Here is a 24,746-nt window from a genome sequence, read left to right on the forward strand (position 1 = left end):
AATGTTGCAGTGCGGCATGTTGAGACAGAAAGGGCCGGATTGCCTGGCCTCCCGCCGGGCGGTCGGCTTTGGCTTTCAGGACGTTAAGGGCGCACGCATGGCGACGGCACAGACCCCCGCAATGGCAGACCTCCACTCGGGCGAGCACGGCCATGACCAGGCCAGTCCCGGCGAGATCGCCATCGGCGTCATCATCGGCCGCACCTCGGAATTCTTCGACTTCTTCGTCTATGCGATCGCCTCGGTGATCGTGTTCCCGCGTTTGGTGTTCCCGTTCACGAGCGAGCTGACCGGCACGCTCTATTCCTTCATGATCTTCGCGCTGGCCTTCATTGCCCGGCCGGTCGGAACCGTCATCTTCATGACGGTCGACCGGGAGTACGGCAAGACGGCCAAGCTGGTCTCGGCGCTGTTCCTGCTCGGCACCGCCACCGTCGCGCTCGCGTTCCTGCCCGGCTATCACGACATCGGCGCCGCCGCGATCTGGCTGCTGGCGCTGGCGCGTCTCGCGCAGGGTCTGGCCTGGGGCGGGGCCTGGGACGGCATGGCGTCGCTGCTGGCGCTGAACGCACCGGCCTCGAAGCGCGGCTGGTACGCGATGGTGCCGCAGCTCGGCGCGCCGCTCGGGCTGATCGTGGCGAGCGCGTTGTTCGCCTATTTCGCCGGTAATCTCTCGGCCGACGATTTCTTCGACTGGGGCTGGCGCTATCCGTTCTTCGTCGCTTTCGCGATCAACGTCGTGGCGCTGTTCGCGCGCCTGCGCATGGTGACGACCGAGGAATATTCCTCGCTGTTCGAGACCCGCGAATTGCAGCCCTCGCGCATCTCCGACACGGTTGCGCGTGAAGGCCACAACATCATGCTCGGCGCGTTCGCGCCGCTCGCGAGCTTCGCGCTATTTCACATGGTCACGGTGTTTCCGCTGTCCTGGGTGTTCCTGTTCACCCGCGAAAGCCCGGTGCGCTTCCTGATCATCGAGATCGTCGCCGCCGTGTTCGGCGTCGCCGCGATCGTGGCCTCCGGCATCATCGCCGACCGGGTCGGCCGCAAATCCCTGTTGATGGGATCGGCGATTGCGATCGCGATCTACAGCGGCTTCGCTCCGCAGCTGCTCGATGCCGGCGCGTTCGGTGAGACCATCTACATGGTGATCGGCTTCATCCTGCTCGGCCTGTCCTTCGGCCAGTCCTCGGGCGCGATCGCCTCGAACTTCAAGCAGGCCTATCGCTACACGGCTTCGGCGCTGACCTCCGATATGGCCTGGCTGTTCGGCGCGGGCTTCGCTCCGCTGGTGGCGCTGCTGCTCGCCACCAATCTCGGCGTCATCGCCTCGGGTGCCTATCTGCTCTCCGGCGCGTTCTGGACCCTGCTCGCGCTTTGGCTCAGCGGCCAGCGCGAGGTCGGCGACATGGACGCGGGCGAATCTTCGAGCTGACGGGAATAAAACCCGGGCCGGATGATCCTGTTTGCGGGACTGCAAGCAGGAGATCACATGAACGTCTGGTCGTATTTCGTCCGCTTGCGAAGCACTGCAAGCCTGGCTGTTGCCGCGGTCGCGCTTGCGCTTCTATGCGCTGCCGGTCCCGCGGGCGCGACCGGTGATGCTGCGCGCGGCCAGACGCTCTACAAGGGCTGCGCGGACTGCCACTCGATCGCCGAGAACGGCGTCGGCCCGATGCACAAGGGTGTGGTCGGGCGCAAGGCGGGCAGCGTTCCCGGCTACGATTACTCGCCCGACCTGAAGAACTCGGGGATTGTCTGGACCGAGGACAATCTCGACAAATGGCTGACCGGACCGCAGGCCATGGTGCCGGAAACCAAGATGTTCTTCGATGTGCCGGATGCACAGGATCGTGCCGACATCATCGCGTATTTGAAGGAAAAGGCGCGGTAGGCGGGCAAAGCGACTTGTCCGCCGGTCTTTGTGGATCGAGATCCAGGGTTCTCGCTAAGCACGCCCCGGGATGACGCGCTTAGCGCGCCTCAATCCGTCACGATCTTCACGCGATCGCGCACCTTCACCTGCGCGGTGCGATCGAGGCCGTTCAGCACACGAAAACGCTCGGCAGGGTGATCGACGCCGGCCATGCGGTGCGACAGCGATTCCACGGTGTCGCCGGGCTGCACCGTGATGACCTTGATGCGCAGCGGACGCGCGGCCTGGATCTCGTCCAGCGTCAGGCGGCGGAATGAATTGACGGTCTCGCGTGCATTGCGCTCGCTCTCGGTCGACTTCTGCCGCGTGGCGAAGATGAAGCGATAGACGTCGCTGCCAAAGCGCAGCGCATAGACCTTGAATTGCCACTGGTCGCCCTTGGCGGTGGCGGACGCGGCCGGGAAACCGTTGATGGTGATGTCCTCGGTCGATGCCTTTTCGACGCCCTCCATCCAGCCGGAATTGAGGTAGTCGCCGAGCGACTGCTCGGCCGGCACGCGCACGACGTCGAAGCGCATCGCCTGCGAGCCGCCCTCGCGCACGCCGATCACCGCCTGCGCGGTGTTGTCGAGCGTGAAATTGTCCGGCGCCTGGAAGGTGAAGCCGAGCTTCGGATGCAGGAAGCGGCGGCCACGGACAAAGCCTTCGCTGGGATCCTCGCCATAGACGAGATTGTCGATCGCGGCGAGATAGCTCTCGCGGTCGCGCTCGGCACCCTCGGGCGCCGCATATTGCCGCGCGATGGTCTGCGCATTCTGGACCCGCTCGGGCGTGGCGGGGTGCGACGAGGTGAAATCCTGCGCGCGCGGATCAAGGGAGCCCTTGCCCGCCTTTAGCTCCGCATTGCGCTCCATCGCCGAGAGGAAGCGCGCCGCACCGTAGGGATCGAAATGCGCCTTGGCGGAGATGCCGACGCCGATGCCGTCAGCCTCGAACTCCTGGTTGCGCGAAAAGCTCGCCATGGTGAGCTTGGTCTTGGCAAGTGCGAGCGCGGTGAGATCGGGATCGGTGCTCATGTCGGTGACGACACGTGTGACGATGGCGGCCTGGCGCGCCTGGTCCTCGCGCATCGCGGCATGCTTCGACAGAACATGCGCCATCTCGTGGCTGAGCACGGAGGACAATTCGGAGGTGTCACTGGCGAGCGCAAGTAGGCCGCGGGTGACATAAAGCTGGCCGTTCGGAAGCGCGAAGGCGTTCACCGCGCCGGAATTGAGGATGGTGACCTTGTAGCCCTGGTCGGGGCGGTCGGAGGCGGCCACGAGCCGGTCGACGGTCTTGCTGACCAGTGATTCGAGCCGGGGGTCATCATAGGTGCCGCCATAGCTCGCCAGGATGCGCTCGTGCTCTTTCTCGGTGGCGGGGGTCTGGGCGACGGCCGGTTTCGGCTTCGGCATCGCGACAGTCGGCGGCGCCGCCGCCGTTTGGAACCGGCCCATATCGCCGCAACCGGCGAGCGCCGTGCCCAGCGCGAGGCAAAGGACGGCCGGCGCAGCCCGCAGGCGGCGGCCATCACTTCGTCCGTGCTGTCCTAGCACCCCATTCACGTCGCTTAACCCGTGCCCGGCCTTGCTTAAGGCCTTACCCCTGTCAGTTCGTTTGCGCCCAGCAACTCGACCTGTCCCACGAAGCGCACATCGATACGCGGCCCCGTCGTCCCCTCAACCCAGCCCCGAACGCGAATACGTTTATTTTCCAGGGACTTAAGGGTCATACCGACGCTTTCAAACGCCGGCAGCGTGCGCTTTGAAATAGTCACAGCAAAGCCGCGTGTCCAGTTCCGTCCGAAGTTGAGGTAGGTGATTGCCCCAGCTTGCCGGACCGACAGGACTTTGCCCTCGACCACCATAAAGCGCCCGATCCCGGCCAAAATATCGTCCGGACTTTCCGCGTTTTTTATGGCCGACGGGTCAGCCCAGCTGCCCTTTTTTTGGCGCCGCGCCTCCGCTTCGGACGCCATCAGGGCGGCTGCGCAGTCCTTGTCCGCGATCTCGGCGGAGACGAGGGCGTCACCCTGGGCGAGGAGGGTGGCCTGTATCGAGGTGTCGCTCTCGCCGATGAACAGAAGCGCACCTTGCCGGCCGTAGCGATCGGGCGTGTCGTCATTGCCGCGAAGCGTCACGTCGCGGCCGACGAGCAGCGACGTCAGCGCCTGCCTGGTCGTCGCTGTCGTCTCGATCCCAGTGAGGCGAACCTCGCGGCCATCGTCGAGACGCACACTGCGGGCATCGACGACGGCGGCGACGCTGCCTTCGCCTTGGGATTCGAATTGGCATGGCGTGGCGCTCGCGGTGTGACCCGCGGTCAGAAGGAATACGACGATGAGGTGGAGTCGTCGTGTCACGAAAACCCGGAGAGGTTGCGTTGCGCTTCGATATTAACTCAAGCGTGGTGGGTCGCGAAGGGGCTTCCTCACACTCCGTCATTGCGAGCGCAGCGAAGCAATCCAGAGTCCTTCCGCGGCGAGATTCTGGGTTGCTTTGCGGAGCCTGTCATGGGTCCGCGCTTCGCGCGGACCCCGTGGCTCGCAATTGACGAGGCGGAAACATCTTGCGTCTTCCGACCATTCCGTTTTGCGGAAAACATAAGAGCGCCAGCGCGATGCGCATCGCGCTTCTGCTTGCTGCGCTCCTGCGCATGCGGCATGATCGCGACAAGAGCAATAATCAAGCCGCCGTTCAGAGCCAGGCGATCAAGGGAGGTTGGTTTCCATGAAGCATGTTTTGTCGGGCATTTTTGCCGCCGCGTTTGCCCTCAGCGCGAGCGCCGCGCAGGCCCAAGACAAACCACCCCTGAAGATCGGCGGCATCCTCGATATGTCGAGCCTCTATGCCGACATCACCGGTCCAGGCAGCGAGACCGCGGCCAAGATGGCGGTGGAGGATTTTGGTGGTGAGGTGCTGGGTCGTAAGATCCAGGTGCTGGCAGCCGACCATCTCAACAAGGCAGACCTGTCCGCCAACATCGCCCGCGATATGCTCGACAACCAGGGCGTGGAGATGATCTACGACGTCGCGGCGTCCGCAACCGCGCTTGCCGCCGGCGAGATCGCGAAGGCGCGGGGCAAGATCATCATGTTCAACGGCCCGGGCTCGATCCGTCTTACCAACGAAGCCTGCGGTCCCTACACCGTCCACTACGTATTCGACACCTATGGCCAGGCCAATGTGACCGGCCTTGCCGCCGTGAAGTCGGGCCTCGACACCTGGTTCTTCCTCACCGCCGACTACGCTTTCGGTCAGGATCTGGAAAAGGACACCAGCGCCGTCGTCACCAAGACCGGCGGCAAGGTGCTCGGCGGCGTACGCCATCCGCTCAACACGTCGGACTTCTCGTCGTTCCTGCTTCAGGCACAGGCCTCCAAAGCCAAGGTGATCGGACTCGCGAACGCCGGAGGCGACACCGTCAACGCCATCAAGCAGTCGGCCGAGTTCGGCATCATGAAGGGTGGCCAGAAGGTCTCGCCGCTGCTGGCCTTCGTCACAGACATCGACTCGATCGGGCTGGAGACGGCGCAGGGCTTGCTGCTGGCGGAGGCCTTCTACTGGGATATGAACGACGAGACGCGCGCTTTCTCGAAGCGCTTTCAAGAGCGCGTCAAGCGACCGCCGACCTCCGCACAGGCCGGCGTCTATTCCTCCGTCATGCACTATCTGAAAGCGGTGAAGGCGGCGGGCACGACGGACGCGGCGGCGGTCATGAAGGTGATGAAGGAGACGCCGATCAACGACTTCTTCGCTCACAACGGCAAGATCCGCGAGGACGGCCGCATGATCCATGACATGTACCTGTTCGAGGTGAAGAAACCGTCGGAATCCAAGGGGCGCTGGGACGACTACAAGCTGCTCGCGACCGTGCCAGGTAGCGAGGCGTTCCAGTCGATCGAGCAGTCGCGCTGCCCGCTAGTGAAGAAATGACGGTCTCGCCAGCGAGCCCAATTACCGCCCGTCGCGCCCCGGAATGACGGAGCAAAATCGAAGCATCGAACAAGAGGCAAACACCCATGAGCAACGACATGGTCCTGCAACAGCTCGAGGGCGGGCTGCTCACCATCACGATGAATCGTCCCGAGCGGAAGAACGCGCTCAATCCCGAGATGGTCGCCGGCCTCGTCGAGGCGGCGCGGCGTGCGGCTGACGATTCCGAGGTGCGGGCGGTGCTGTTCAAGGGGGCCGGCGGCTCGTTCTGCGTCGGCGGCGACGTCAAGTCGATGGCGGCCGGCCGCGCGCCGCTGCCGTTCGAAGTGAAGATGGCGAACCTCCGCCGCGGTATGGAAGTCTCGCGCATCCTGCACCAGATGCCAAAGCCCGTGGTGGCGCAGCTCGATGGCGCTGCGGCCGGTGCCGGCCTGTCGATGGCATTGTCCTGCGACCTGCGGATTGCTAGCGAATCCTGCAAGATCACGACCGCCTTCGCAAAAGTCGGTTTCTCCGGCGATTACGGCGGCACCTATTTCCTCACCCAGCTGCTCGGCAGCGCCCGGGCGCGAGAGCTCTACATGATGTCGCCGGTGCTCACGGCCAGGGAAGCGCATGCGATCGGCATGGTGACGAAGGTCGTCGCCGACGCCGAAATCGACGCCGCCGCGCATGAGCTCGCGCTGTCCTTGGCGCAAGGCCCCTCGATCGCGCTTGGCTTCATCAAGCGCAACATCAACAATGCCGAGCATCTTCCGCTGGAAGATTGCTTCGACGGCGAGGCGATCCATCACACCCGCTGCGGCGACACCGAGGATCACAAGGAGGCCGCAAAGGCCTTCGTCGAGAAGCGCAAGCCGTCGTTCAAGGGGGCATGACGATGACGCGCTATATCCGGCTGCGTCAGATTTGCCTCGTCGCGCCGCAGCTGGCGCCCGTGATCTCCGATATCGGCGAGATCATGGGCCTTGCCGTCTGCTACCGCGACGGCAATGTTGCCAAATACGGCCTGGAGAACGCGCTGCTCCCGGTCGGTACGATCCTGCTCGAGGTCGTCGCGCCGTTCAAGGACGGCACCACCGCAAGCCGCTTCATCGAGAAGACCGGCGGCCGCGGCGGCTATATGGCGATCTTCTGCTGTGACGATCCGGACGAGCGCGGCCGTCATGCCAATGCGATGGGTGTGCGCACCGCGAACGTGATCGACCACGCGCCCTATCATGGCGTCCAGCTCCACCCCCGCGACTGCCGCGCCGCTTTCATCGAATTCAACCACACCGACGGCAGCGACGACATCCTGGGCCCCTATCCGCCGGCCGGGCCGGATTGGCAAAAGTTTATCCGTAAGGACGTGACGCTGGCCCTGACGGGCGTGGAGATGCAGAGCCCGGATCCGCAAGGATTGGCGGAGCATTGGGGGAAGATCATCGGCGTTGCGGCTATTGGCTCTGAATTGAAGCTGCCCAACGCAACCTTCCGTTTCGTCACGGGCGCTAGCGAGATCATGAGTGCGCTCGAGTTTCGCGTGGCCGATGTGGCCCAGGTGCTGCACTCTGCCAAAGCGAAAGGGCTGGCAGTTGCCGGGAATGAGTTCCTGCTGGGCGGCGTGACGTTCCGGCTTACTGCTTGACCACTTGCGACATTTCTCGTTGTGTCGTCATGCCCGGGCTTGTCCCGGGCATCCACGTAATAGGCGATCGTTGAGAAGCAAGACGTGGATGGCCGGGACAAGCCCGGCCATGACGAGGATAGCGCCAGATTGACGACTGGAATCCGCACATGCCACATCCGCTCGATAGCTTCTTCGCACCGGCAAGCATCGCGCTGATCGGCGCTTCCCGCGACCACGAGAAGATTCCGGGCCGCCTGCTCGCGATGCTGCGCAGGAACGAGTATCCCGGAAGGATCTATCCGGTGAACCCGAACTGTGCCGATATCGATGGCCTCGCCTGCTACAAGTCGGTCGCGGAGATCGGCGCGCCGGTCGATCTCGCCGTCATCATCATCCCGGCCCGCGCTGTGCTGTCTGCGCTCGAGCAATGCGCCGCCGCTCAGGTCAAGAACGCCGTGATCATCTCGTCCGGCTTTGCCGAAGAAGGCGGCGACAGCGCGGCGATGCAGGATGCGATCGCGGCGCTGGCGAAGCGCACCGGCATGCGGATTTCGGGGCCGAACGCCGAGGGATTTTTCAGCCAGGCGCAGCGGGTGGCGGCGACGTTTAGTCCCGCGGTCGATGTCAAGCCGGGCGTGGCGCCGCTGGTGGCAACGACAAAGCGGATCGGCATCGTCGCGCAGAGCGGCGGCATCGGGTTTGCCTATTATCATCGTGCCAGAGCGCTGGGCGTCGCCGTCAGCTATGTCGTCAGTGCCGGCAATGAATCCGATCTCGGTGCCGGCGAGTTCCTGGACTATATGATCCAGGACGCCTCGACGGACGTGATCCTGCTGTTCATCGAAGGCATCCGCGACGCCGACCAGTTTCTTGCTGCCGCGCGGCGCGCTGCCGAGCTGAAGAAGTCGGTCATCGTGACCAAAGTCGGCCGCTCCGGCGCTGGCGAGCGTGCAGCCGCCTCGCACACGGCGAGCATGGCCGGCTGGTCGGCGGCCTATGACGCGGTGTTCGCGAAATATGGCTTCATCGTCTCCAACGATCTTGACGAGGCGCTGACAATCGCGGCGGTGCTGGTGAGTAATCCGCTGCCGAAAGGTGATCGTGTTGCGGTCGTGACCGTCTCGGGCGGCGCCGGCATCTGGGGGGCAGATACGGTGGCGCTGCAGGGCTTGCGGGTGCCGGAGCTTTCGGACGCCATCCAGACGGATATCAAAGAGCTGATGCCATCGTACGGCACCGCGCGCAATCCGATCGATGTCACGGCGCAAGGCGTCACATCGGGCGGTCTGCAAAAGAGCGTCGATCTGTTGACGGCCTCCGACGAGGTCGATGCGGTCCTGGTCCTGCTGTCGCTGTCGAGTGAGGTGCGCAGGCCCTTCAAGGAAGCCGAGCTGAAGCCGGTGCTGGCAGCGCAGAAGAAGCCGGTGCTGTTCTATTCCTACACGGTGCCGTCGGATTTCGCCCGGCACGACCTGGCGAAGTCCGGCGTTGTGGTGCTCCCGGGCCTCACGCATGCCGGGGTCGCGTTGCGGCAGATCGTCGACTACGCGAAGTTCAGTCTGCCGAAGCCCGCGGACGACGCACGGCCGCCGGCGCGCGATCTCTCCGCGCATCTGATCTCGCCGGTCTTGTCTGAAGCCGACAGCAAGGCACTGCTCCGCGCCGCCGGAATTGCGCTGCCGGACGAAATGCTGGTGAAGGACAAGAGCGAACTGGACGCCGCGGTCGCCCGCGTCGGTTTCCCGCTTGTGATGAAGATCCAGTCGCCCGACATCGCGCACAAGAGCGAAGTCGGCGGCGTGCGGGTCAACATCAACACCAAGGGCGAGGTGTTCTTGGCGTTCGAGGCATTGTTGAACAATGCGCGCAAGCACCGACCGGAGGCGACGATTCAGGGCGTGCTGGTCGGTCCCATGGCGAGGCGCGGCGTCGAGATCATCATCGGTACGATGACGGACAAGACGTTCGGCCCGATGGTGATGGTGGGACTTGGCGGCGTCACCACAGAGCTGTTTCGCGATGTCGCCTATCGCCCGGCGCCGGTGAGTGCGGAGGATGCCGGCGCGATGCTGGCGGGCCTGAAGGCTGCACCGCTGCTGAACGGGTTTCGCGGAGCAGCGAAGGCAGATGTCGTGGCGCTAGCGCAGTTGATCGCGGATGTCTCAGTGCTCGCTGCGCGGCATGCAAGTGAGATCGCGGAGATCGAGCTCAATCCGGTGCTGGTGCATCAGGAGGGACAGGGCGTGACGATCGTCGACGCGCTGGTGGTGGGAAGGAAGTAAGCCGCCACAACCACTGCCGTCGTCCCGGACAAGCGCAGCGCAGATCCGGGACCCATAACTACAGGGAGTGATTTGGCGAAGGCTCGTGGCGACCGGCTGCGCGCTACAACTTCTCCCTGAGGGTATGGGTCCCGGCCTTCGCCCTAGGGCATGCACGTATCTCTGAGGCTCCATCCGGCTGCGGCGGCTTTGAAGTATTCGAGGCCGTTTTTGAAGGTGATCGGGCCCGGCGGTTTGGACGATGGATAGCCATCCCAACCGCCGAGGCGGCCGATGATCCAGGCGGCCCAGGCGAGGCTGTCGGGCGGATGCGGGTTCTTGAGTCGTTTGCTCTTGGCTTCGAGTTGCTTGTTGAGAGCAGCAAGCGCACCGATTTCGCCGTCGTTGAAGGCAACGCGATGGAGCTGCTGACCGCCACCGCGCGCTTGCAGAAGCTGGATCGTGATGACGGCGGCCTTGGCGGCTATAGCGACCAGCTTGAGAAGGCGATCGGCGGTTCCGATCTGGCTGTCTTCGAGCTTAAGGCCTTGCGTCTTCAGGGCGCGGAAGAACTGCTCGATAATCCAGCGCTGCTTGTACCATTGGACGATACGCCAGGCGTCTTCAATGCCGGCGACGTCGTGAGAGGTGAGAAGCCGCCAGTGCAGCGGCTCGACGCCGGTTTTGGCATTGATCTCGCGCACGTCGACCACCGCCAGCGGCAAGCTTTTCGGCAGATGGCGCAGGAACTTGCTCTGTGGGCGGGCAAGCTCGATCGTGCCAAAGCGAAGTTCGAGCTGGACCAGACGTGCCGGCCGTGCGGCGCGCGCAGGCAGTTGGACCGCACGCCGATCCGCCGCGGCCATGGCATCGCTGACCTCATATAAAGCGTTGCGGTCTGCAAGCTTGCGGTCATGCATACTGCGCGCGATGACGTGGAAGTGCTGCTCGGCCGAACTGGCATAAAGGGCAAAGATATCGCTCTCGCGATCCCCCAGCACTGTCACCGCCGAGGCCTTGGTGAGCAGCGGCCTGGCCGCAACGGCGGTGGATATCCAGCGCTGCGATTCCTTGTCCGATAATTCCCGATTGTCGTGCGAGGTCGTGCGGCGGCCTTGGCGCGTCCATATCTGTCCGCTCAAAAGCCCAAGACAGGTGCCATCGTCGGCATCCACCGCCAGCAGCGGGTGCAACAGCACGCCATAATTATTGCCTTTGCCGATTTCTCCGAGCCCGCGCCGTCGTTGTGGCGTCGTGTTGAAGTGGATCTCGCTGGTGTCCTGGATGGCCAGCACGTGGCGGCCTTCCACCGCGGTGATCGTGCGTTCGCTCCAGCTTTCGATAATCCGCTCCGCCGTCACCTTGTCGTGGCCGAGAAAGCGGTTGAACCGCACTTCCAGCGCGCGATCTCCCTTGGAAAGCCGACGCAGGCAGACCGTATTGCCCGCAACCATGCGTTCGACGAGAGCCGCCCCCCTTTATCGAGACGACAATCCCCGAACCGGCCCAAGGTCCAATCGATGCCTGACAGCATGCCAACACCTCCGCCAAAGCCGAAGTGTCGCAATAGGAATCACACAAAGTGCCGATTCGGGAATCCCCCAAGGCAACTTCCTGCCAAGAAAGATGTGTGCATGCCCTAGGGCCTTCGCCGGGACGACGCGGGAGTTTGTGGAAGCACTAGAGTGACACGGCGAGACGCAGCCGCGATCACCGCCCCCTAAAATTCGCCGCGCGCCGCTCTTCCGTGGCTTTCACGCCTTCCTTGAAATCCTCCGTCGCACGCAGGCGGGTCTGTTCGGCGAGCTCGTGATTGGTCGCGGCCATGACACGGTCGGCGAGGCCGGCGCGCATCGTGGCGCGGGTGGAGAGGAGGCCGAGCGGCGAGCATTCGGCGATTTCGCCGGCGAGCTTCATTGCGGCAGATTTCACCTCATCCTGCGGCACCAGCTCGTTGGCGAGGCCCCACTTGTAGGCCTCTTCGCCTGTGACGCGGCGGCTGGTGTAGAACATCAGTTCGGCGTTGTTCTTGCCGATCAGCTCGGGCAGCGTCGTCGTCAGGCCGAAGCCGGGGTGAAAGCCGAGCTTGGTGAAGTTTGCGGAGAAGCGCGCTTCGGGGCAGGTGACGCGGAAATCCGCCGACACGGCAAGTCCGAGGCCGCCTCCGATGGCGGCACCCTGCACGGCGGCGACGATCGGCTTCTTGGCGCGGAAGATGCGCACGGCCTGGATGTAGAGATGGTTGATCGGGCCGAGGCTGTCGGCCGGATCGCCCTTTGCCTTGTTCTGCGCCTCTTGCGCCTCCTGCGCCTGCCGCGCCGGGTCCTGGAAATTGGCGCCGGCGCAGAACGCCTTGCCCTGGGCCGAGAGAACGGAAGCACGGATCTCGATGTCGCGGTCGAACTCGTCGAGCGCATCCGCGATCTGGTTGATGAGCGAGATGTCGAAGAAGTTCAGCGGCGGGCGGCGGATCTCGATGGTGCCGACATGTCCGACCTTCTCGACGCCGATATCGTTATAAGTGCTCATTCTTGTCTCCAGTATCTCAGTAGCGAAGAACCACCTCTCCCATGGGTAGAGGTCGATTTGCGCCGGCGAATCCTGGCGAGGGGATCAGCTCTATCGTGAGATCCTAACCCCTCACCCGGCGCTACGCGCCGACCTCTCCCCATGGGAGAAGAAACGGAGCGCGACGCCAGGGTTGCGATCCCATCTAGCGGAGTCCAAGCCCGCGCGCGATGATGCCGCGCAGCACTTCGGTGGTGCCGCCCTGGATGGTGAGTTTCGGCGCGGTCTTGATGGCGAAGTCGAGCTGTCGCTCCAGCGTCTCGCGGTTGGTCGCGGTCTCCTCGACGAAGGCGGCGAGATCGCGCACCCGGTGCGGAAGCTGCTGCTCCCACACCGTGCCGATGTCCTTGACGATGGACGCTTCCACCACCGGCTCCTTGCCGGCCTGCAGCATGCCCGCAACCGAAACCGACATGCGCCGCATGGTGTGGAGCTGTGCAACAAGGCGGCCGATACCCTCGGCGCTACGCGTGTCCGGGTTGGGACCAACCGCGCGGACCAGCTCGGTCAGCACGTAATAGGTTTCGAGGAAGCGCTCGGGACCCGAGCGTTCATAGGCGAGCTCGCTCGTCGCCTGCTTCCAGGCGCCGTCGACCTCGCCGAGCACGTGATCGTCAGGAATGAAATGGTCGGTGAACACGACCTCGTTGAACTCGTATTGGCCGGTGATCTGCCCGATCGGATTCACCTTGATGCCGGGCTGCTTCATCTTGACCAGAAACTGCGTCAGCCCGTGGCGGCGGTTTTCCTTGGTCGGTGGCGAGGTCCGGAAGATTGCGATCATGTAGTCGGCGATATGCGCCGACGAGGTCCAGATTTTCGTTCCGTTGATGAGATAGCCGCCATCGGTCTTGGTCGCGCGTGTCTTCGCCGCGAACAGGTCCGAACCCGAGTTCGGCTCGCTCATGCCGATGGCAAAGCAGATCTCGCCGCGACAGATGCGCGGCAGGATGTCCATCTTGATGTGCTCGGGCGCGTATTTCAGCAGCACCGGCCCGCTCTGGCGATCGGCGACGAAGAAGCGCCGGGTCGGCGCATTCGCGACGCGCATCTCCTCGGTCACCACGTAGCGCTCGAGGAAGGAACGCTCCTGACCGCCATATTTCTTTGGCCAGGTCATGCCCAACCAACCCCTGGCGCCGACCTTGCGGGAAAATTCCGGCACGTCGGTGTCTTCGCGGTTGGGTTTGTGCGGATCGAAGGTGCCGCCCGCGATTTCCTCGGCGAGGAAGGCGCGCACTTCCTTGCGCAATTGCTCGCATTTCTCGGGCAGGCGGATCGGATCGAAACGGAGGGCTGCGGTCATGTGTTTCGTTCCCTGGTCAGCGCGACGCCACGAGCGGCCACAATTCATCGGCGCCCCTGACGGCGACGAGCTTGCCGAGCTCGACGGCCCAGTAGCTCTCCGAGCCAAAGTCGTCGCGCCAGGCGAGCGCCCGCAGCGAATAGCGATGCAGGATGTGCTCGATGGTGAAGCCGATGGCGCCGTGAACCTGGTGCGCGATGCCGCCGCCTTTCTCTGCAGCTTCCGCGCAGCGAATCTTTGCGGACGCGGCTTCGAGATAGACCTCGTCGCCAAAGGATTTTGCATTCGCGATGGCGTCGGCCGCCGATGTCGCGGCCGCAAGCGCGGCGGCGGATTCGCCGGCAAGGCGGGCGAGATTGTGCTGCACGGCCTGGAATTTCGAGATCTTCTTCTCGAAGGCCACGCGCTCGTTGGAATAGCGCACGGAAATGTCGAGCATGGATTCCAGCGCGCCCGCAATCTGAAGGCTGCGCGCAACGCCGCCCATCAGCATCAGCGTGGTCTGGTCAACGCCCTTCGGCGCGGGCTTGACGGTGACGGGCTGGACCTTGTCCAGCGTCACGGTGTCGCTGTGGTCGTAGCCGACATTGAGGCCGGGTTCGGTTCGCACCTTGCTCGCATCGACCAGCGCGATCGAGACGCCGTCCTTGCCATGCGCCAGCACCGCAAAGTGCTTCGCTGCCTTGGCAAAGGGCACGCCGCGGGCGCGGCCAGAGAGCGCGCCGTCGCCGTCAATCGTGATGCGATCCTTGGGAGAGGCCGGTACCACCGTCATCTCGCCTTCGGGCGAGGCGATCCTGGCCTGAGCGAGCAGCCAGCCTGCGAGCATGGTCTCGGCGAGGGGAACCGCGACAGCGAAGCGGCCGGCGGCGTTCAGCAAGGCAAAACCGTCGGCCAGGCTCGCGCCGGAGCCGCCGAGATCGTCAGGCACCCAGGACAGCGGCAGACCGGCTTCGCTCAGCGCCTGCCACAGCGGCGCCTGCCACGAATTCTTCTTGTCGTTGTTGATGGTTTGCGGATCGGCGAGGTCGGCGAAAATCTTCTCCGCGGTCTCGACGACGATGTTGTCACTCTCCACCACAGCGTTCCCCGTGTTTTTCCATTGGCGCGTCCGCTCCCATGGGCGGCGCGCGGTCTCTTTCTTGCGCCCGATGATCTGAAAAAGCCATGGCCCTGACAAGCGTTGATCGCAGGTCAACCTGCGGCGCGGGCATGGGCGGCAAGCTAATTCCGCTTAGCGGAGTTTGCTCGATTTGCAGGGCGCAGCAAACTCGCTAAACAGGGCCGGCTCCAAGAGCCTGCATTCAATCAAGGGGAAGGAAATCCGGATGGCCAAGGACACTTTGTGCGCAATCGTGACGGGGTCCGCATCCGGCCTCGGTGCTGCGACCGCGGAGATTCTCGCTCGGAATGGGGCGCGGCTCGTCATCAACTATTCGTCGAGCCAGAAGGAAGCAGAGGCCACGGCACAGCTCTGCCGCGAGGCCGGCGCGGCGGAAGTGCTGGTCGTGCAGGGCGACGTCTCGAAGGACGAGGATTGCCGTAGAATCGTGGCAGCCGCGAGCAACTGGAGTAAGCTCGACATCCTCGTCAACAATGCCGGCACCACCAAGCATGTCGCCCATGCCGATCTCGACGGATTATCGGCGGAAGATTTTCAGCGTGTCTACGGTGTCAACACTATTGGACCGTTCCAGATGGTGCGTGCGGCGCGCGGCCTGCTCGAAGCCGGTGCGAAGGCTTCGGGGCGTCCATCGGCCGTGGTCAACGTCTCATCCGTCGCTGGCATCAGCGGCGTCGGCTCGTCGATCGCCTATGCCGCGAGCAAGGGTGCACTCAACACCATGACGCTGTCGCTGTCGCGCGCGCTGGCGCCGCTGATCCGCGTCAACACGGTGTGCCCCGGCTATATCGACACGCCCTGGTTCACCAAGGGCCGCGGCGAAGCACAGGCAAAGCAGGTCCGCGACAGCGTGGTGGCGAGGGTGCCGCTGAAGGTCGCCTCCTCCGCCGAGGATATCGCGCAACTCGTCTGCTTCCTCGCGATGCCGGCCTCCAGCAACATGACCGGCGAGGTCGTGCGCATGGATGCGGGGATGCATTTGCTTACGTGATACTGCACGACGTCATTCCGGGGCGATGCGACAGTATCGTACCCGGAATCTCTAGATTCCGGGTTCGCGCTTTGCGCGCCCCGGAATGGCGGTGGCTACCCCTTGATCACGCCGCTCGCGACCAGCCGGTGCCAGATGAACAGCACCACCACGGCACCGATCGTGGCCATGATGAATCCCGCGCCCTGGTCCGGACCATAATGGCCGATGGCCTGGCCGATGAAGGTCGCGAGAAATGCGCCGACAATGCCGAGGATGGTCGTCAGGATGAAACCTGACGGATTGTTCGGCCCTGGCGCAAGCCAGCGCGCGATGAGGCCGGCGACGAAGCCGACCACGATGATCCACAACAGGCCACCCATGCTCATGTCAGTGCTCCCCTTGCCTGGTCCACGTCAACTCGATTGCGACTAAATTCGTCCCGAGATTTCGTTCTCGGTCGGCAGCCGTCCGTCCGGCGTCAAATGATCGACCACCTGCGGCAGGTACTGGCTGAGGCCGGAAAGCAGTTCGTCGCGCGACAGGCCGCTCTGGGCGGACAGGCTCTCGATCTGGTCCGCGCCGAGCGCATTGGCGAGATCGCCAGGAGCAATCGGCTTGTTCTGACCCTTGCCGACCCAGGTGTTCGCGGTCTCGCCGTGGCCGCCCTGCTGGAGCTGATTGAGGAGATCGCCGAGGCCGCCGCTCAGAACGCTGCCCGCTGCACCGCCCGCGAGCAGGCCGCCAAGTCCGCCCTTGAGGACATCGCTGAGGCCGCCACCACCGCCCGGCCCCGCATTCACCGGCGGAGGCACAGATGCCGGCGCGGACTGCGGCGTGGCGCCCGGTTGGCCAGCCGTCAGATGCTTGAATGCCTTCCAGGCGAGCAAGCCAAGGATCGCCATGGTCATCGGCGACATGCCGCCGGAGGATTGCTGTGAGCTCGGCGTGCTCGGGCCGCGGGGCCCGTTCTGCATGCCGTTGAGGACGTCGAGTAGACCCATGGTGCTCTCCTTTGGCGTTCTCGTCGGCGAGCTCTCGCCGGTGACAAGCCCCCGGGCAAAAACATATGGGGCTCTCATGACGGTTACAAGGCAGATGCGCCCTGGCCGCGATGGGCCGCCGGCCTCGCCTCTGTCCTTTGCCTCTGCTATCGAAAGCGGGTTTTGAGGGAGCAGTTCAGGTGGTGACGGATCGACCGATCGTGGTGGCCGGCGCGGGCGCCATCGGCTGTTTTGTTGGGGGCCAGCTGGCTGCCGCCGATCGTCGCGTCGCCCTTCTGGCGCGGTCGCGGGTGAAGACCGAGATCGAGCGGTTCGGCCTGCGGCTCACGGATTTTGACGGCTCCGAGAAGAAGCTGGATGCGGGCCGGCTCGCGCTGTCGGAGGATCCCGCCATCTTCCACAGCGCCGGTATCATCCTGGTCACGGTGAAGAGCGCCGACACGGCCGACGTCGCGGATCAGATTGCGCAACACGCGCCTCAGGATGCGGTCATCGTGTCGCTGCAGAACGGTGTCGGCAATGTCGCTGCGCTGAATGAACGGCTCGGCGGCCGGCGCGTGCTCGCCGGCATGGTGCCGTTCAACGTCATCGCGATGGGCGAGGGGCGTTTTCACCGCTCCACGTCCGGCGATATTCATGTCGGTGCTGACGACGCGAATACGGCGGCAGCGCTTTCGGTGCCGGGCCTCGCCATGCGCGCGAGCCGCGACATCACCGGCGTGCAATGGGGCAAGCTGATCATCAATCTCAACAACGCCCTCAGTGCGCTGTCCGACATGCCGCTCGCCGCGCAGCTGGCGAACCGCAACTGGCGACGGCTGTTCGCCGATCAGATGGCCGAAGGCCTGGCCGCGCTGAACGCTGCCGGCATCACGCCGGTCTCTGCAACGCCGATCCCGATGAGCTGGACGCCGACCTTGCTGAGATTGCCCGATATGATCTTCAACGCGATTCTCGGACGCACGATGAAGATCGATCCGGAGGCGCGTTCCTCGATGTGGCAAGATCTGAAGCAGGGCCGCAAGACCGAGATCGACTATCTCCAGGGCGCTGTCATCGCTCTGGCCGAACAAAACGGAGTGGCGGTGCCGCTGATGCGCCGCATTGTTGCGCTGATCAAGGAGGCGGAGATCGCCGGCAAGGGGCCACCAGGGCTTTCGCCGCAGCAGATCCGTGGTGCGGCTTGAGTGTCGACGGTCGATGGAGGAGCGCGATGAAAAAATACATGATGATCGCTTTCACGCTGGCCGCACTCTGCGGCGCCTCCACCCTCGCTGAGGCCCGGCCGCCGACCGTCATGAACTCCCCAGGCTATGATGCGCGCTTGCAGGAGAGCCGCAAGGCGTTGGGCAATTCACAGACGGCAACGGCGCCGGCAAATGCAACGGTGCTCAAACCGAAGCATAGTAAGAAGAAGCAGCCGAACTGACACGGTGCGTGTGCGCCGGTGGTGCCACGTTCTCAGTCGTCGTCCCGGATCTGCGCTTACGCTTGTCCGGGACAACAGCGGAGGGCGTGGTCAGCTCTTCCTCGCCGGCTTGCTTGGTGTCGGGCTGAACAGCTTCTTCAAATCGTTCAGGCTTTCCGACAGCCGCGGCCATTCGCAGGAGAACGAGCCCTTGGTGCAGGGCGTGCCCTTGGCTCGCGCGCCTATGGTCTTCGGCCGCTCGACTGGAACGGGGACACGCTCGACCTCGGTTCGCAGCGCGACCTGCTGGAGCTGCTGAGCTTGCTGTTCCTGCTGTTCGCGCTGCTGGCGCGCCATCGCCTGGGCCGCTTCATTGCTGCGGCGCTGATCGGCGAGATAGGCGGTGTAGGATTCGTCGATCTTCTTCTGTTCTTCCGGCGTCGGGTTGGGACCTGCGATATTGAAAGTGCGATCCTGGAGGAAGTCGTAATAGGTGTAGCCGCCGCCCGGCTTGCGACGGCCGGCGAACTTTGCGTTACAGTCCGCAAGGGCTGACGTTTTCTCGGCTTTGGTCGCGGATTTTTCCGCCGCGTCGGCGCATTCCTCGAAGTCGACCGGCGCGCGCTTCCACCATTGTGCGTGGGCATGCGCCGAGGTCAGCAGAAAAAATCCTGCTGCGGCAACGAGTAGCGGCGCCGCACGACGCGATGGAACTACGTCCGACATTCTACGATAGCATTCCCTGCGAGACTCAACCCGAACCGAGTCGAAACAGATTTTTGCTCCATTATCGCCAATTTGTCACCCATGGAACTCGGGAATTTCATGACTGATTTGCTGACATTTTTTGCTTGACGTGGCTCCGGAGTCACAGCCGCGCGGCACATGATGCGATTAGAGTTTTATCGATTTGGACGTGAGGAGAAATATTGGTCATGAGGGCGCTGAGCTGCTTGGCCGCAATCGGGTTGGCGCTGATCTGCGGCCGCGCGCTCGCCGCAGAGGACGATGCCCCCAACAACAAGCCGGTGAAGGTCGTTGCCGATGCGCGGCTCTCGGTCGGCGGGCAGGGACTCCTGCCGCTCTATCTCTCCAGCGACTGGTCGATGCCGCTGCCGGCGATCTCGCGCGCCGTCATCGTGCTGCATGGCCGCCTGCGCAACGCCGACGAATATTACATCTCGGCTCACACCGCGCAGGTCGCAGCCGGCGACGACGGCAAGAGCGCGCTCATGATCGTTCCGCAGTTCCTGGCCGAAGTCGATATCGAAGCGCACAAGCTTCCCGCCGAGATGCTGCGCTGGACGCCGGAGGGATGGGAGGGCGGCGATGCCGCGCTTGCGCCGAACCCGGTCTCCTCCTTCGAGGCGCTCGATGCGATCCTGGCAAAGCTCTCCGACCGGCGCGTCTTCCCGAACCTGAAGCAGGTTGTGGTCGCCGGTCATTCCGGCGGCGGCCAGGTCGCGCAGCGCTATGCCATTGCCGGCAAGGGCGAGGCGGCGCTGTCGCGCCAGCACATCGATGTTCGTTATGTCGTCGCCAACCCCGCGTCGTATGCGTATTTCAACGCCGAGCGGCCCGCACCCAAGATCGCCGCGTCCTGCCCGGGCTACAACAATTGGAAATATGGCATGGACCAGCGGCCGCCCTATCTCGCGGACGCGGCACCAGCCGCACTGGAGCAACGCTATGTCGAGCGTGACGTGATTTATCTGCTCGGCACGCTCGACACCAAGCCCGCAGCGGACAAGAGCTGCATGGGCGAGGCGCAAGGCCCCAATCGCTACGCCCGCGGCCACGCTTATGCCGATGCGATGGCGAGACGCAATCACGGCACGCCCGGTCACAGGGTGTGGGACGTCGCCGGCGTCGGTCGTGACGGCGACAGGATGATGACCTCGAAATGCGGCCTCGCGGCGCTGTTCGATAGTCCGGGCTGCGGCGCAGAGCGCTGATGCGAGCGCCCTGAAAGCTTGCGCCTTGAAGGTCCAGCCCCGGCTGTTACACTTCGTCCCGCGAAGACCTCATCCTGGGGCGACGCCAAGAAGACGAAGTGGAAATGCCTGATGCTACTGCCCCTGTCGGATGTGCCGCGCTGGTACGCTCAACGTAAACCCGAAGGCACGATCGCCGTCAAACATGGGCAGAATGCGCTGACCTGGGATCAGCTCGAGCGCGGCGCCAACCGGCGCGCACGCGCCTTTGCGGCGAAGGGCGTCAAGCCCGGCGATTTCGTCGCCATCGGATTGCCCAACGGCAATGCGTTTTTCGAGACCACCTTTGCGGTGTGGAAATGCGGCGCGACGCCGACCTCGTTGTCATGGCGGCTGCCGCGCGGTGAAGCTGCAGCCGTGCTCGACATTCTCAAGCCGGCGCTGGTGGTCGGCGGCGAGGCCGATTGGAATGCGCCGAATCGGCTGCCGGCGGATTTCGTGCCGGAAGGGTTTTCCGATGAACAGCTCGACCCGCCGGTCGCGCGCTACTGGAAGGCCATGACATCAGGCGGCTCGACCGGCCGTCCCAAGGTGATCCTCGATCACAATCCCGCCGTCACCGACACGGCCGCAGCGCCACCGCTCAACATGCCCTTCGGAGCCTCGCTGCTGAATCCTGGTCCACTCTACCACAATGCGCCGTTCATCGTGTCGCACTACGCCCTGTTTGGCGGCGGCAAGCTCACCGGCCTCGTCAAGTTCGACGCCGAGGAGACGCTGCGGCAGATCGAGCGCGAGCGCGTGCAATGGGTCAATTTCGTTCCGACCATGATGCACCGGATCTGGGCGCTGCCGGACAACGTTCGCAATGCCTACGATCTGTCGAGCCTGCAGACCGTGTTTCACATGGCAGCGCCGATGCCGCCCTGGCTGAAAGAGAATTGGATCGCCTGGCTGGGGCCGGAGCGGGTCTGGGAGCTCTATGGCGGCACCGAGCGGCAGGGCGCCTGCATCATCTCCGGCACGGAATGGCTGACGCACAAGGGCTCGGTCGGCAAGATCGGCGAGACCGCGAAGCTCCGCATCATCGGCGAGGACGGCAACGACGTCGCGCCGGGCGAGACCGGTGAGATCTACTTCCTCAACAATGACGGCAAGGACGCCACCTATCACTATCTCGGCGCCGAGCCGAAGCGTCGTGCCGACGGCTGGGAGTCGCTCGGCGATATCGGCAGGTTGGACGCCGAAGGCTATCTCTATCTCGGTGACCGCCTCGCCGACATGGTGCTGCGCGGCGGCGCCAACATCTATCCGGCCGAAGTCGAGGCTGCGGTCTCGGAGTGTCCCGGCGTGCGCTCCTGCGTCGTCGTTGGCTTGCCCGATCCGGAGCTCGGCCAGCGCGTGCACGCCATCATCGAACCGGAGGCGAACGCGGATGGACAGGCTATCGCGGACAGCATGGCGGACTTCTTGAAGGACAGGCTCAGCCGCTACAAGCACCCGGAGAGTTTTGAGTTCGTCAGCGCATCGCCGCGCGACGATTCCGGCAAGGTTCGCCGCACCCTGTTACGCGACGAGCGCGCGGCGTGGATGAGGGAAGGCCGCCGGTTTCGCATCGTGCCGAAGGTACAGGCTCACGCCGAGTAGGAATTGACGGAAGGACTGAAATTCATGACGATCACCATCGCAGCGAACAGCGTGCCGAAGCCACCTGCGGATATCATCGAGGGCTTCCGGAATGCCCCAACCTCGATCATTTCAGACAATCTCGGCCGGCTGCCGGGCGCGGTCGGGCTCAAACCCTATCATCGCAGCGGCAGGCTGATCGGCGCGGCCTTCACAGTGCGCACCCGGCCTGGCGACAACCTCGCCATCCACCGCGCGCTCGAACTGGTCGGCCCCGGCGATGTCATCGTGGTCGATGGCGGCGGCGACGAGACCCGGGCGCTGGTCGGCGAGATCATGAAGAACATCGCGCAATGGCGCAAAGCGGAAGGCTACGTCATCGACGGCGCGATTCGCGACGTCGCGGCCTTCGCCGCCGACGACTTTCCCTGCTTCGCCCGCGCGGTGATCCATCGCGGCCCCTACAAGAACGGCCCCGGCGAGATCAATGTGCCCGTGACGATCGGCGGCAGCGTGATCTCGCCCGGCGACATCGTGGTCGGCGACGAGGACGGCGTGGTGTCGTTTCCCGCCGTCGGCGCCGCGGCGTTGCTGGAGGCCGTGCGCGTCCAGATCAAGCGGGAGGACGATACGCTGAAGGCGATCCGCGAGGGCCGCTACCAGGGGGCCTATGGCAAGTCCTGATCGCCCACTTGTTGGTGAGCGAAGGGCTTCCGATTCGGCCTCCGCTTTGATATGTACTGCTCCAGGCAACCCGCCCTATTTGCGGGTTCCGCGGTCCCGTAGCTCAGCCGGATAGAGCGGCGGTTTCCTAAACCGTAGGTCGCATGTTCGAGTCATGCCGGGATCGCCATTCCAAAATGCGGCTTTTCAGAAGCCTCCGCTTGCTCTTTCCTGATCGGACGTCAAGCCCCCAATAAAAAAAGATCGGCTCTGCTTTGCGCGCCATCGTGCTTGCGGAGCAGGGGGCGTATTCACATCTCCGCTCCCGCAATTCTGGGCTGTGGCCTTGGTTAACAAGGCCGCCCGGTTGCGAATTGTGGAGATGAACTATGAACCTCAATGGTTTTGACGGCGCCTGGCTGATCCAGCCGGCGCTGTGGGCCGCGGCAGCGATCGCGTTTGTCATCCTGCTGCGGATGGCCAATATCTTTCGTTACATCCCGAACAACCAGGTCGGCATCGTCGAGAAACTGTGGTCGACGAGAGGATCGATCGACGAAGGCTTCATCGCGCTCAACGGCGAAGCCGGCTACGAGCCGGAAGTGCTGCGCGGCGGCCTGCACGTGTTCTTTCCGTTCATGTACCGGATCCACAAATCGGATCTCGTCACGGTCGGACAGGGCAAGATCGCCTATGTCTTCGCGCGCGACGGCGCGCCGCTCGGCGCCTCGCAGGTGCTTGGCGCCAATGATAGCGACGACAAGTCGGACTTCCAGGACGCGCGGCGTTTTTTGCTCGGCGGCGGGCAGAAGGGGCCGCAGCGCAAGATCCTGCGGGAAGGCACCTATGCGATCAACACGACGCAGTTCGCGATCATCACCGACGATCGCGTCTACGGCCATGCCCTGAGCGAGCAGGAGCGCGGTGTGCTCGACGCCATGCAGCTCACGATCTCCGAACGCTGGGGGTTCACGCCCGTCGTGCTCGCAGCCGATCATGATCTGGTCGGCGTTGTCACCGTGCATGACGGCCCGTCGCTGCCGCCAGGCGAGATCATCGCGCCGGAAGTCGGCACCGATCTGCGCGATGCCGAGATCTTTCACAACAATTTCCAGGAGCCCGAGAAATTCTTAGGCGCCGGCGGCTATCGCGGCCGGCAGCTCCAGATCATCGTCGAGGGCACCTGGTACATCAACCGCCTGTTTGCGACCGTCGAGGCGGTGCCGAAGACCGTGATCCCGGTCGGCAATGTCGGCGTCGTCATCTTCTACACCGGACCGCACAGCGACGACGTCTCGGGTGAGCAATATCGCCACGGCGAGCTGGTCGTGAACGGCGGCCGCGGTGTCTGGAAGGATCCGCTGCTGCCTGGCAAATACGCGTTCAACACCTATGCCGGCAAGATCGAGATCATCCCGACCGTCAACTTCATCCTGAAATGGGTGCGTGGCGAGGTCGGCGCGATGAAGCTCGACGAAAACCTCTCGGAGATCTCGCTGATCACCCGCGATGCGTTCGAGCCGACGCTGCCGCTCTCGGTGGTGATGCATATCGACTACAAGAAGGCGCCGATGATCATCCAGCGTTTCGGCGACGTGAAGAAGCTCGTCGAGCAGACGCTCGACCCCATGGTCAGCGCGTTCTTCAAGAACATCGCGCAGAAGATGACCCTGATCGAGCTGCTGCAGAACCGGGCACAGGTCCAGGAGGAATCGGCTGCCCAGATGAAGGCGAAGTTCGAGAGCTATTCGCTCGACCTCCAGGAGGTCCTGATCGGCACGCCGCGCGCAGCAAGCGGCGACCACACGATCGAGAATATCTTGATCCAGCTCCGCTCGCGCCAGATCGCGCGTGAGCAGATCGAGACCTACCAGGAGCAGGAGAAAGCCGCCGTTCAGGAGCGTGCGCTGAACGAGGCCAAGGCGACGGCGGCGGCGCAATCGGCGCTGACGCAGTCGCTCATCCAGATCAAGGTGAACGAAAACGAAGGCGCGGCGGCGCTGGCCCGCGCGCAGAAGGATGCGGAGACCAGGAAAGTGACGGCCGCCGCCGTCGGCGAGCAATCGCGGCTCGAGGGACAGGGCGAAGCTGATCGCGTGCTTGCGGTCGGCACCGCCAATGCCCAGTCGACCAAACTCTCGGTCGACGCCTATGGCGGCCCCGAGTTCAGGCTGGCCGAGCAGAACTTTGCGAAGTTCGCGGATGCACTGACCAGGATCAATCAGCCCTTGGTGCCGCAATTCCTGATGTCGGGCGCGCAAGGCGCGGAGAGCAACAATGCGGGTCTGATCCCGACTGCGATGCTGAGCTCGATGTTCGGCCGCATGATGCCCGATGCGCTGGAGCGTCTGAAAGAAGAGGCGCCTCGGGCGGACCGCAAGTCCAACGGGCATTGATCACGCGCGCGAATGGGGGCGG

General features: G+C 64.1%; 22 protein-coding genes, 1 tRNA gene and 1 pseudogene. 15 read left to right on the top strand and 9 right to left on the bottom strand.

Annotation, left to right across the window (positions count from 1 at the left end):
* The first annotated feature begins 97 nt into the window (after positions 1-97).
* On the top strand, positions 98-1,435 hold the full coding sequence (locus ACWAT4_RS03265; protein WP_212301836.1) for an MFS transporter: 1,338 nt from the start codon (positions 98-100) through the stop codon (positions 1,433-1,435).
* A gap of 57 nt (positions 1,436-1,492) precedes the next feature.
* The gene (locus tag ACWAT4_RS03270; protein WP_212301810.1) at positions 1,493-1,894 is read left to right on the top strand and encodes a c-type cytochrome; all 402 of its coding nucleotides are present in this window, start codon (positions 1,493-1,495) and stop codon (positions 1,892-1,894) included.
* Positions 1,895-1,983: 89 nt separating this feature from the next.
* Here the strand turns inward: ACWAT4_RS03270 and ACWAT4_RS03275 are convergent, their stop codons facing one another.
* Both ACWAT4_RS03275 and ACWAT4_RS03280 read right to left on the bottom strand, forming a co-directional pair.
* Positions 1,984-3,375 carry a M48 family metalloprotease gene (locus ACWAT4_RS03275; RefSeq protein ID WP_249149199.1) on the bottom strand — a complete coding sequence of 464 codons (1,392 nt, stop codon included), beginning with the start codon at positions 3,373-3,375 and terminating at the stop codon, positions 1,984-1,986.
* A gap of 134 nt (positions 3,376-3,509) precedes the next feature.
* Positions 3,510-4,362, bottom strand: a pseudogene (locus ACWAT4_RS03280) (thermonuclease family protein).
* 124 nt (positions 4,363-4,486) lie between these two features.
* Here ACWAT4_RS03280 and ACWAT4_RS03285 point away from each other — a divergent pair.
* From ACWAT4_RS03285 to ACWAT4_RS03305, 5 genes are all read left to right on the top strand, one after another.
* On the top strand, positions 4,487-4,651 hold the full coding sequence (locus ACWAT4_RS03285; RefSeq protein ID WP_212301811.1) for a hypothetical protein: 165 nt from the start codon (positions 4,487-4,489) through the stop codon (positions 4,649-4,651).
* On the top strand, positions 4,648-5,853 hold the full coding sequence (locus tag ACWAT4_RS03290; protein ID WP_449729790.1) for an ABC transporter substrate-binding protein: 1,206 nt from the start codon (positions 4,648-4,650) through the stop codon (positions 5,851-5,853). The genes ACWAT4_RS03285 and ACWAT4_RS03290 overlap by 4 nt, the downstream gene beginning before the upstream one ends.
* Positions 5,854-5,939: 86 nt before the next feature.
* Positions 5,940-6,731 carry an enoyl-CoA hydratase gene (locus ACWAT4_RS03295; RefSeq protein WP_212301813.1) on the top strand — a complete coding sequence of 264 codons (792 nt, stop codon included), beginning with the start codon at positions 5,940-5,942 and terminating at the stop codon, positions 6,729-6,731.
* 2 nt (positions 6,732-6,733) lie between these two features.
* Positions 6,734-7,483, top strand: a complete 750-nt coding sequence (locus tag ACWAT4_RS03300) for a VOC family protein (protein WP_212301814.1) — start codon at positions 6,734-6,736, stop codon at positions 7,481-7,483.
* A 149-nt stretch (positions 7,484-7,632) separates the two neighbouring features.
* Complete coding sequence (locus tag ACWAT4_RS03305) at positions 7,633-9,747, top strand: acetate--CoA ligase family protein (protein ID WP_449729791.1); 2,115 nt, start codon at positions 7,633-7,635, stop codon at positions 9,745-9,747.
* 143 nt (positions 9,748-9,890) lie between these two features.
* On the opposite strand, the gene ACWAT4_RS03310 is transcribed toward ACWAT4_RS03305, so the two are convergent.
* The 4 genes from ACWAT4_RS03310 to ACWAT4_RS03325 form a co-directional block, all read right to left on the bottom strand.
* A complete protein-coding gene (locus ACWAT4_RS03310; RefSeq protein ID WP_449729792.1) occupies positions 9,891-11,180 on the bottom strand; it encodes an IS4 family transposase in 1,290 nt (429 codons plus the stop codon).
* A gap of 256 nt (positions 11,181-11,436) precedes the next feature.
* Positions 11,437-12,255: an enoyl-CoA hydratase/isomerase family protein gene (locus ACWAT4_RS03315; protein ID WP_449729793.1), complete on the bottom strand. Its 819-nt coding sequence runs from the start codon at positions 12,253-12,255 to the stop codon at positions 11,437-11,439.
* Positions 12,256-12,439: 184 nt separating this feature from the next.
* Positions 12,440-13,600, bottom strand: coding sequence for an acyl-CoA dehydrogenase family protein (locus ACWAT4_RS03320; protein WP_212427865.1), 1,161 nt, complete (start codon positions 13,598-13,600; stop codon positions 12,440-12,442).
* Positions 13,601-13,616: 16 nt separating this feature from the next.
* Positions 13,617-14,681, bottom strand: a complete 1,065-nt coding sequence (locus tag ACWAT4_RS03325) for an acyl-CoA dehydrogenase family protein (protein WP_212427866.1) — start codon at positions 14,679-14,681, stop codon at positions 13,617-13,619.
* Between the two features lie 247 nt (positions 14,682-14,928).
* Between ACWAT4_RS03325 and ACWAT4_RS03330 the strand changes: the two genes are divergently transcribed.
* Complete coding sequence (locus ACWAT4_RS03330) at positions 14,929-15,714, top strand: SDR family NAD(P)-dependent oxidoreductase (RefSeq protein ID WP_212303529.1); 786 nt, start codon at positions 14,929-14,931, stop codon at positions 15,712-15,714.
* Positions 15,715-15,809: 95 nt separating this feature from the next.
* Here the strand turns inward: ACWAT4_RS03330 and ACWAT4_RS03335 are convergent, their stop codons facing one another.
* Positions 15,810-16,082 (bottom strand): GlsB/YeaQ/YmgE family stress response membrane protein, encoded by a 273-nt coding sequence (locus ACWAT4_RS03335; RefSeq protein ID WP_212303528.1) that lies wholly within the window; start codon positions 16,080-16,082, stop codon positions 15,810-15,812.
* 42 nt (positions 16,083-16,124) lie between these two features.
* Positions 16,125-16,697 carry a YidB family protein gene (locus tag ACWAT4_RS03340; RefSeq protein WP_449729794.1) on the bottom strand — a complete coding sequence of 191 codons (573 nt, stop codon included), beginning with the start codon at positions 16,695-16,697 and terminating at the stop codon, positions 16,125-16,127.
* 179 nt (positions 16,698-16,876) lie between these two features.
* On the opposite strand from ACWAT4_RS03340, the gene ACWAT4_RS03345 reads away from it, so the two are divergent.
* On the top strand, positions 16,877-17,884 hold the full coding sequence (locus tag ACWAT4_RS03345; protein ID WP_212427869.1) for a 2-dehydropantoate 2-reductase: 1,008 nt from the start codon (positions 16,877-16,879) through the stop codon (positions 17,882-17,884).
* A 26-nt stretch (positions 17,885-17,910) separates the two neighbouring features.
* Positions 17,911-18,126, top strand: a complete 216-nt coding sequence (locus ACWAT4_RS03350) for a hypothetical protein (protein WP_212303525.1) — start codon at positions 17,911-17,913, stop codon at positions 18,124-18,126.
* A 90-nt stretch (positions 18,127-18,216) separates the two neighbouring features.
* Here the strand turns inward: ACWAT4_RS03350 and ACWAT4_RS03355 are convergent, their stop codons facing one another.
* On the bottom strand, positions 18,217-18,831 hold the full coding sequence (locus ACWAT4_RS03355) for a hypothetical protein (RefSeq protein WP_212303524.1): 615 nt from the start codon (positions 18,829-18,831) through the stop codon (positions 18,217-18,219).
* A 209-nt stretch (positions 18,832-19,040) separates the two neighbouring features.
* Between ACWAT4_RS03355 and ACWAT4_RS03360 the strand changes: the two genes are divergently transcribed.
* The 5 genes from ACWAT4_RS03360 to ACWAT4_RS03380 all read left to right on the top strand — a co-directional run bounded on the left by ACWAT4_RS03360 (position 19,041) and on the right by ACWAT4_RS03380 (position 24,724).
* Complete coding sequence (locus ACWAT4_RS03360; protein WP_212427870.1) at positions 19,041-20,060, top strand: alpha/beta hydrolase; 1,020 nt, start codon at positions 19,041-19,043, stop codon at positions 20,058-20,060.
* A gap of 111 nt (positions 20,061-20,171) precedes the next feature.
* Complete coding sequence (locus tag ACWAT4_RS03365) at positions 20,172-21,686, top strand: AMP-binding protein (RefSeq protein ID WP_212427871.1); 1,515 nt, start codon at positions 20,172-20,174, stop codon at positions 21,684-21,686.
* A 24-nt stretch (positions 21,687-21,710) separates the two neighbouring features.
* On the top strand, positions 21,711-22,349 hold the full coding sequence (locus ACWAT4_RS03370) for an RraA family protein (RefSeq protein WP_212427872.1): 639 nt from the start codon (positions 21,711-21,713) through the stop codon (positions 22,347-22,349).
* Between the two features lie 92 nt (positions 22,350-22,441).
* Positions 22,442-22,518, top strand: a tRNA-Arg gene (locus ACWAT4_RS03375).
* Positions 22,519-22,717: 199 nt separating this feature from the next.
* Complete coding sequence (locus ACWAT4_RS03380) at positions 22,718-24,724, top strand: SPFH domain-containing protein (protein ID WP_212427873.1); 2,007 nt, start codon at positions 22,718-22,720, stop codon at positions 24,722-24,724.
* Positions 24,725-24,746: the final 22 nt, after the last annotated feature.

This window comes from Bradyrhizobium sp. T-1, assembly GCF_053592855.1.

What these genes read in the sequence shown, in the direction of transcription:
- ACWAT4_RS03305 (WP_449729791.1), top strand. Translation starts at nt 7,633, where the DNA reads ATGCCACATCCGCTCGATAGCTTCTTCGCACCGGCAAGCATCGCGCTG.
- ACWAT4_RS03310 (WP_449729792.1), bottom strand. Translation starts at nt 11,180, where the DNA reads ATGGTTGCGGGCAATACGGTCTGCCTGCGTCGGCTTTCCAAGGGAGAT.
- ACWAT4_RS03275 (WP_249149199.1), bottom strand. Translation starts at nt 3,375, where the DNA reads ATGGGCCGGTTCCAAACGGCGGCGGCGCCGCCGACTGTCGCGATGCCG.
- ACWAT4_RS03315 (WP_449729793.1), bottom strand. Translation starts at nt 12,255, where the DNA reads ATGAGCACTTATAACGATATCGGCGTCGAGAAGGTCGGACATGTCGGC.
- ACWAT4_RS03370 (WP_212427872.1), top strand. Translation starts at nt 21,711, where the DNA reads ATGACGATCACCATCGCAGCGAACAGCGTGCCGAAGCCACCTGCGGAT.
- ACWAT4_RS03360 (WP_212427870.1), top strand. Translation starts at nt 19,041, where the DNA reads ATGAGGGCGCTGAGCTGCTTGGCCGCAATCGGGTTGGCGCTGATCTGC.
- ACWAT4_RS03340 (WP_449729794.1), bottom strand. Translation starts at nt 16,697, where the DNA reads ATGGGTCTACTCGACGTCCTCAACGGCATGCAGAACGGGCCCCGCGGC.
- ACWAT4_RS03350 (WP_212303525.1), top strand. Translation starts at nt 17,911, where the DNA reads ATGAAAAAATACATGATGATCGCTTTCACGCTGGCCGCACTCTGCGGC.
- ACWAT4_RS03295 (WP_212301813.1), top strand. Translation starts at nt 5,940, where the DNA reads ATGAGCAACGACATGGTCCTGCAACAGCTCGAGGGCGGGCTGCTCACC.
- ACWAT4_RS03265 (WP_212301836.1), top strand. Translation starts at nt 98, where the DNA reads ATGGCGACGGCACAGACCCCCGCAATGGCAGACCTCCACTCGGGCGAG.
- ACWAT4_RS03335 (WP_212303528.1), bottom strand. Translation starts at nt 16,082, where the DNA reads ATGAGCATGGGTGGCCTGTTGTGGATCATCGTGGTCGGCTTCGTCGCC.
- ACWAT4_RS03380 (WP_212427873.1), top strand. Translation starts at nt 22,718, where the DNA reads ATGAACCTCAATGGTTTTGACGGCGCCTGGCTGATCCAGCCGGCGCTG.
- ACWAT4_RS03270 (WP_212301810.1), top strand. Translation starts at nt 1,493, where the DNA reads ATGAACGTCTGGTCGTATTTCGTCCGCTTGCGAAGCACTGCAAGCCTG.
- ACWAT4_RS03330 (WP_212303529.1), top strand. Translation starts at nt 14,929, where the DNA reads ATGGCCAAGGACACTTTGTGCGCAATCGTGACGGGGTCCGCATCCGGC.
- ACWAT4_RS03355 (WP_212303524.1), bottom strand. Translation starts at nt 18,831, where the DNA reads ATGTCGGACGTAGTTCCATCGCGTCGTGCGGCGCCGCTACTCGTTGCC.
- ACWAT4_RS03365 (WP_212427871.1), top strand. Translation starts at nt 20,172, where the DNA reads ATGCTACTGCCCCTGTCGGATGTGCCGCGCTGGTACGCTCAACGTAAA.
- ACWAT4_RS03320 (WP_212427865.1), bottom strand. Translation starts at nt 13,600, where the DNA reads ATGACCGCAGCCCTCCGTTTCGATCCGATCCGCCTGCCCGAGAAATGC.
- ACWAT4_RS03300 (WP_212301814.1), top strand. Translation starts at nt 6,734, where the DNA reads ATGACGCGCTATATCCGGCTGCGTCAGATTTGCCTCGTCGCGCCGCAG.
- ACWAT4_RS03290 (WP_449729790.1), top strand. Translation starts at nt 4,648, where the DNA reads ATGAAGCATGTTTTGTCGGGCATTTTTGCCGCCGCGTTTGCCCTCAGC.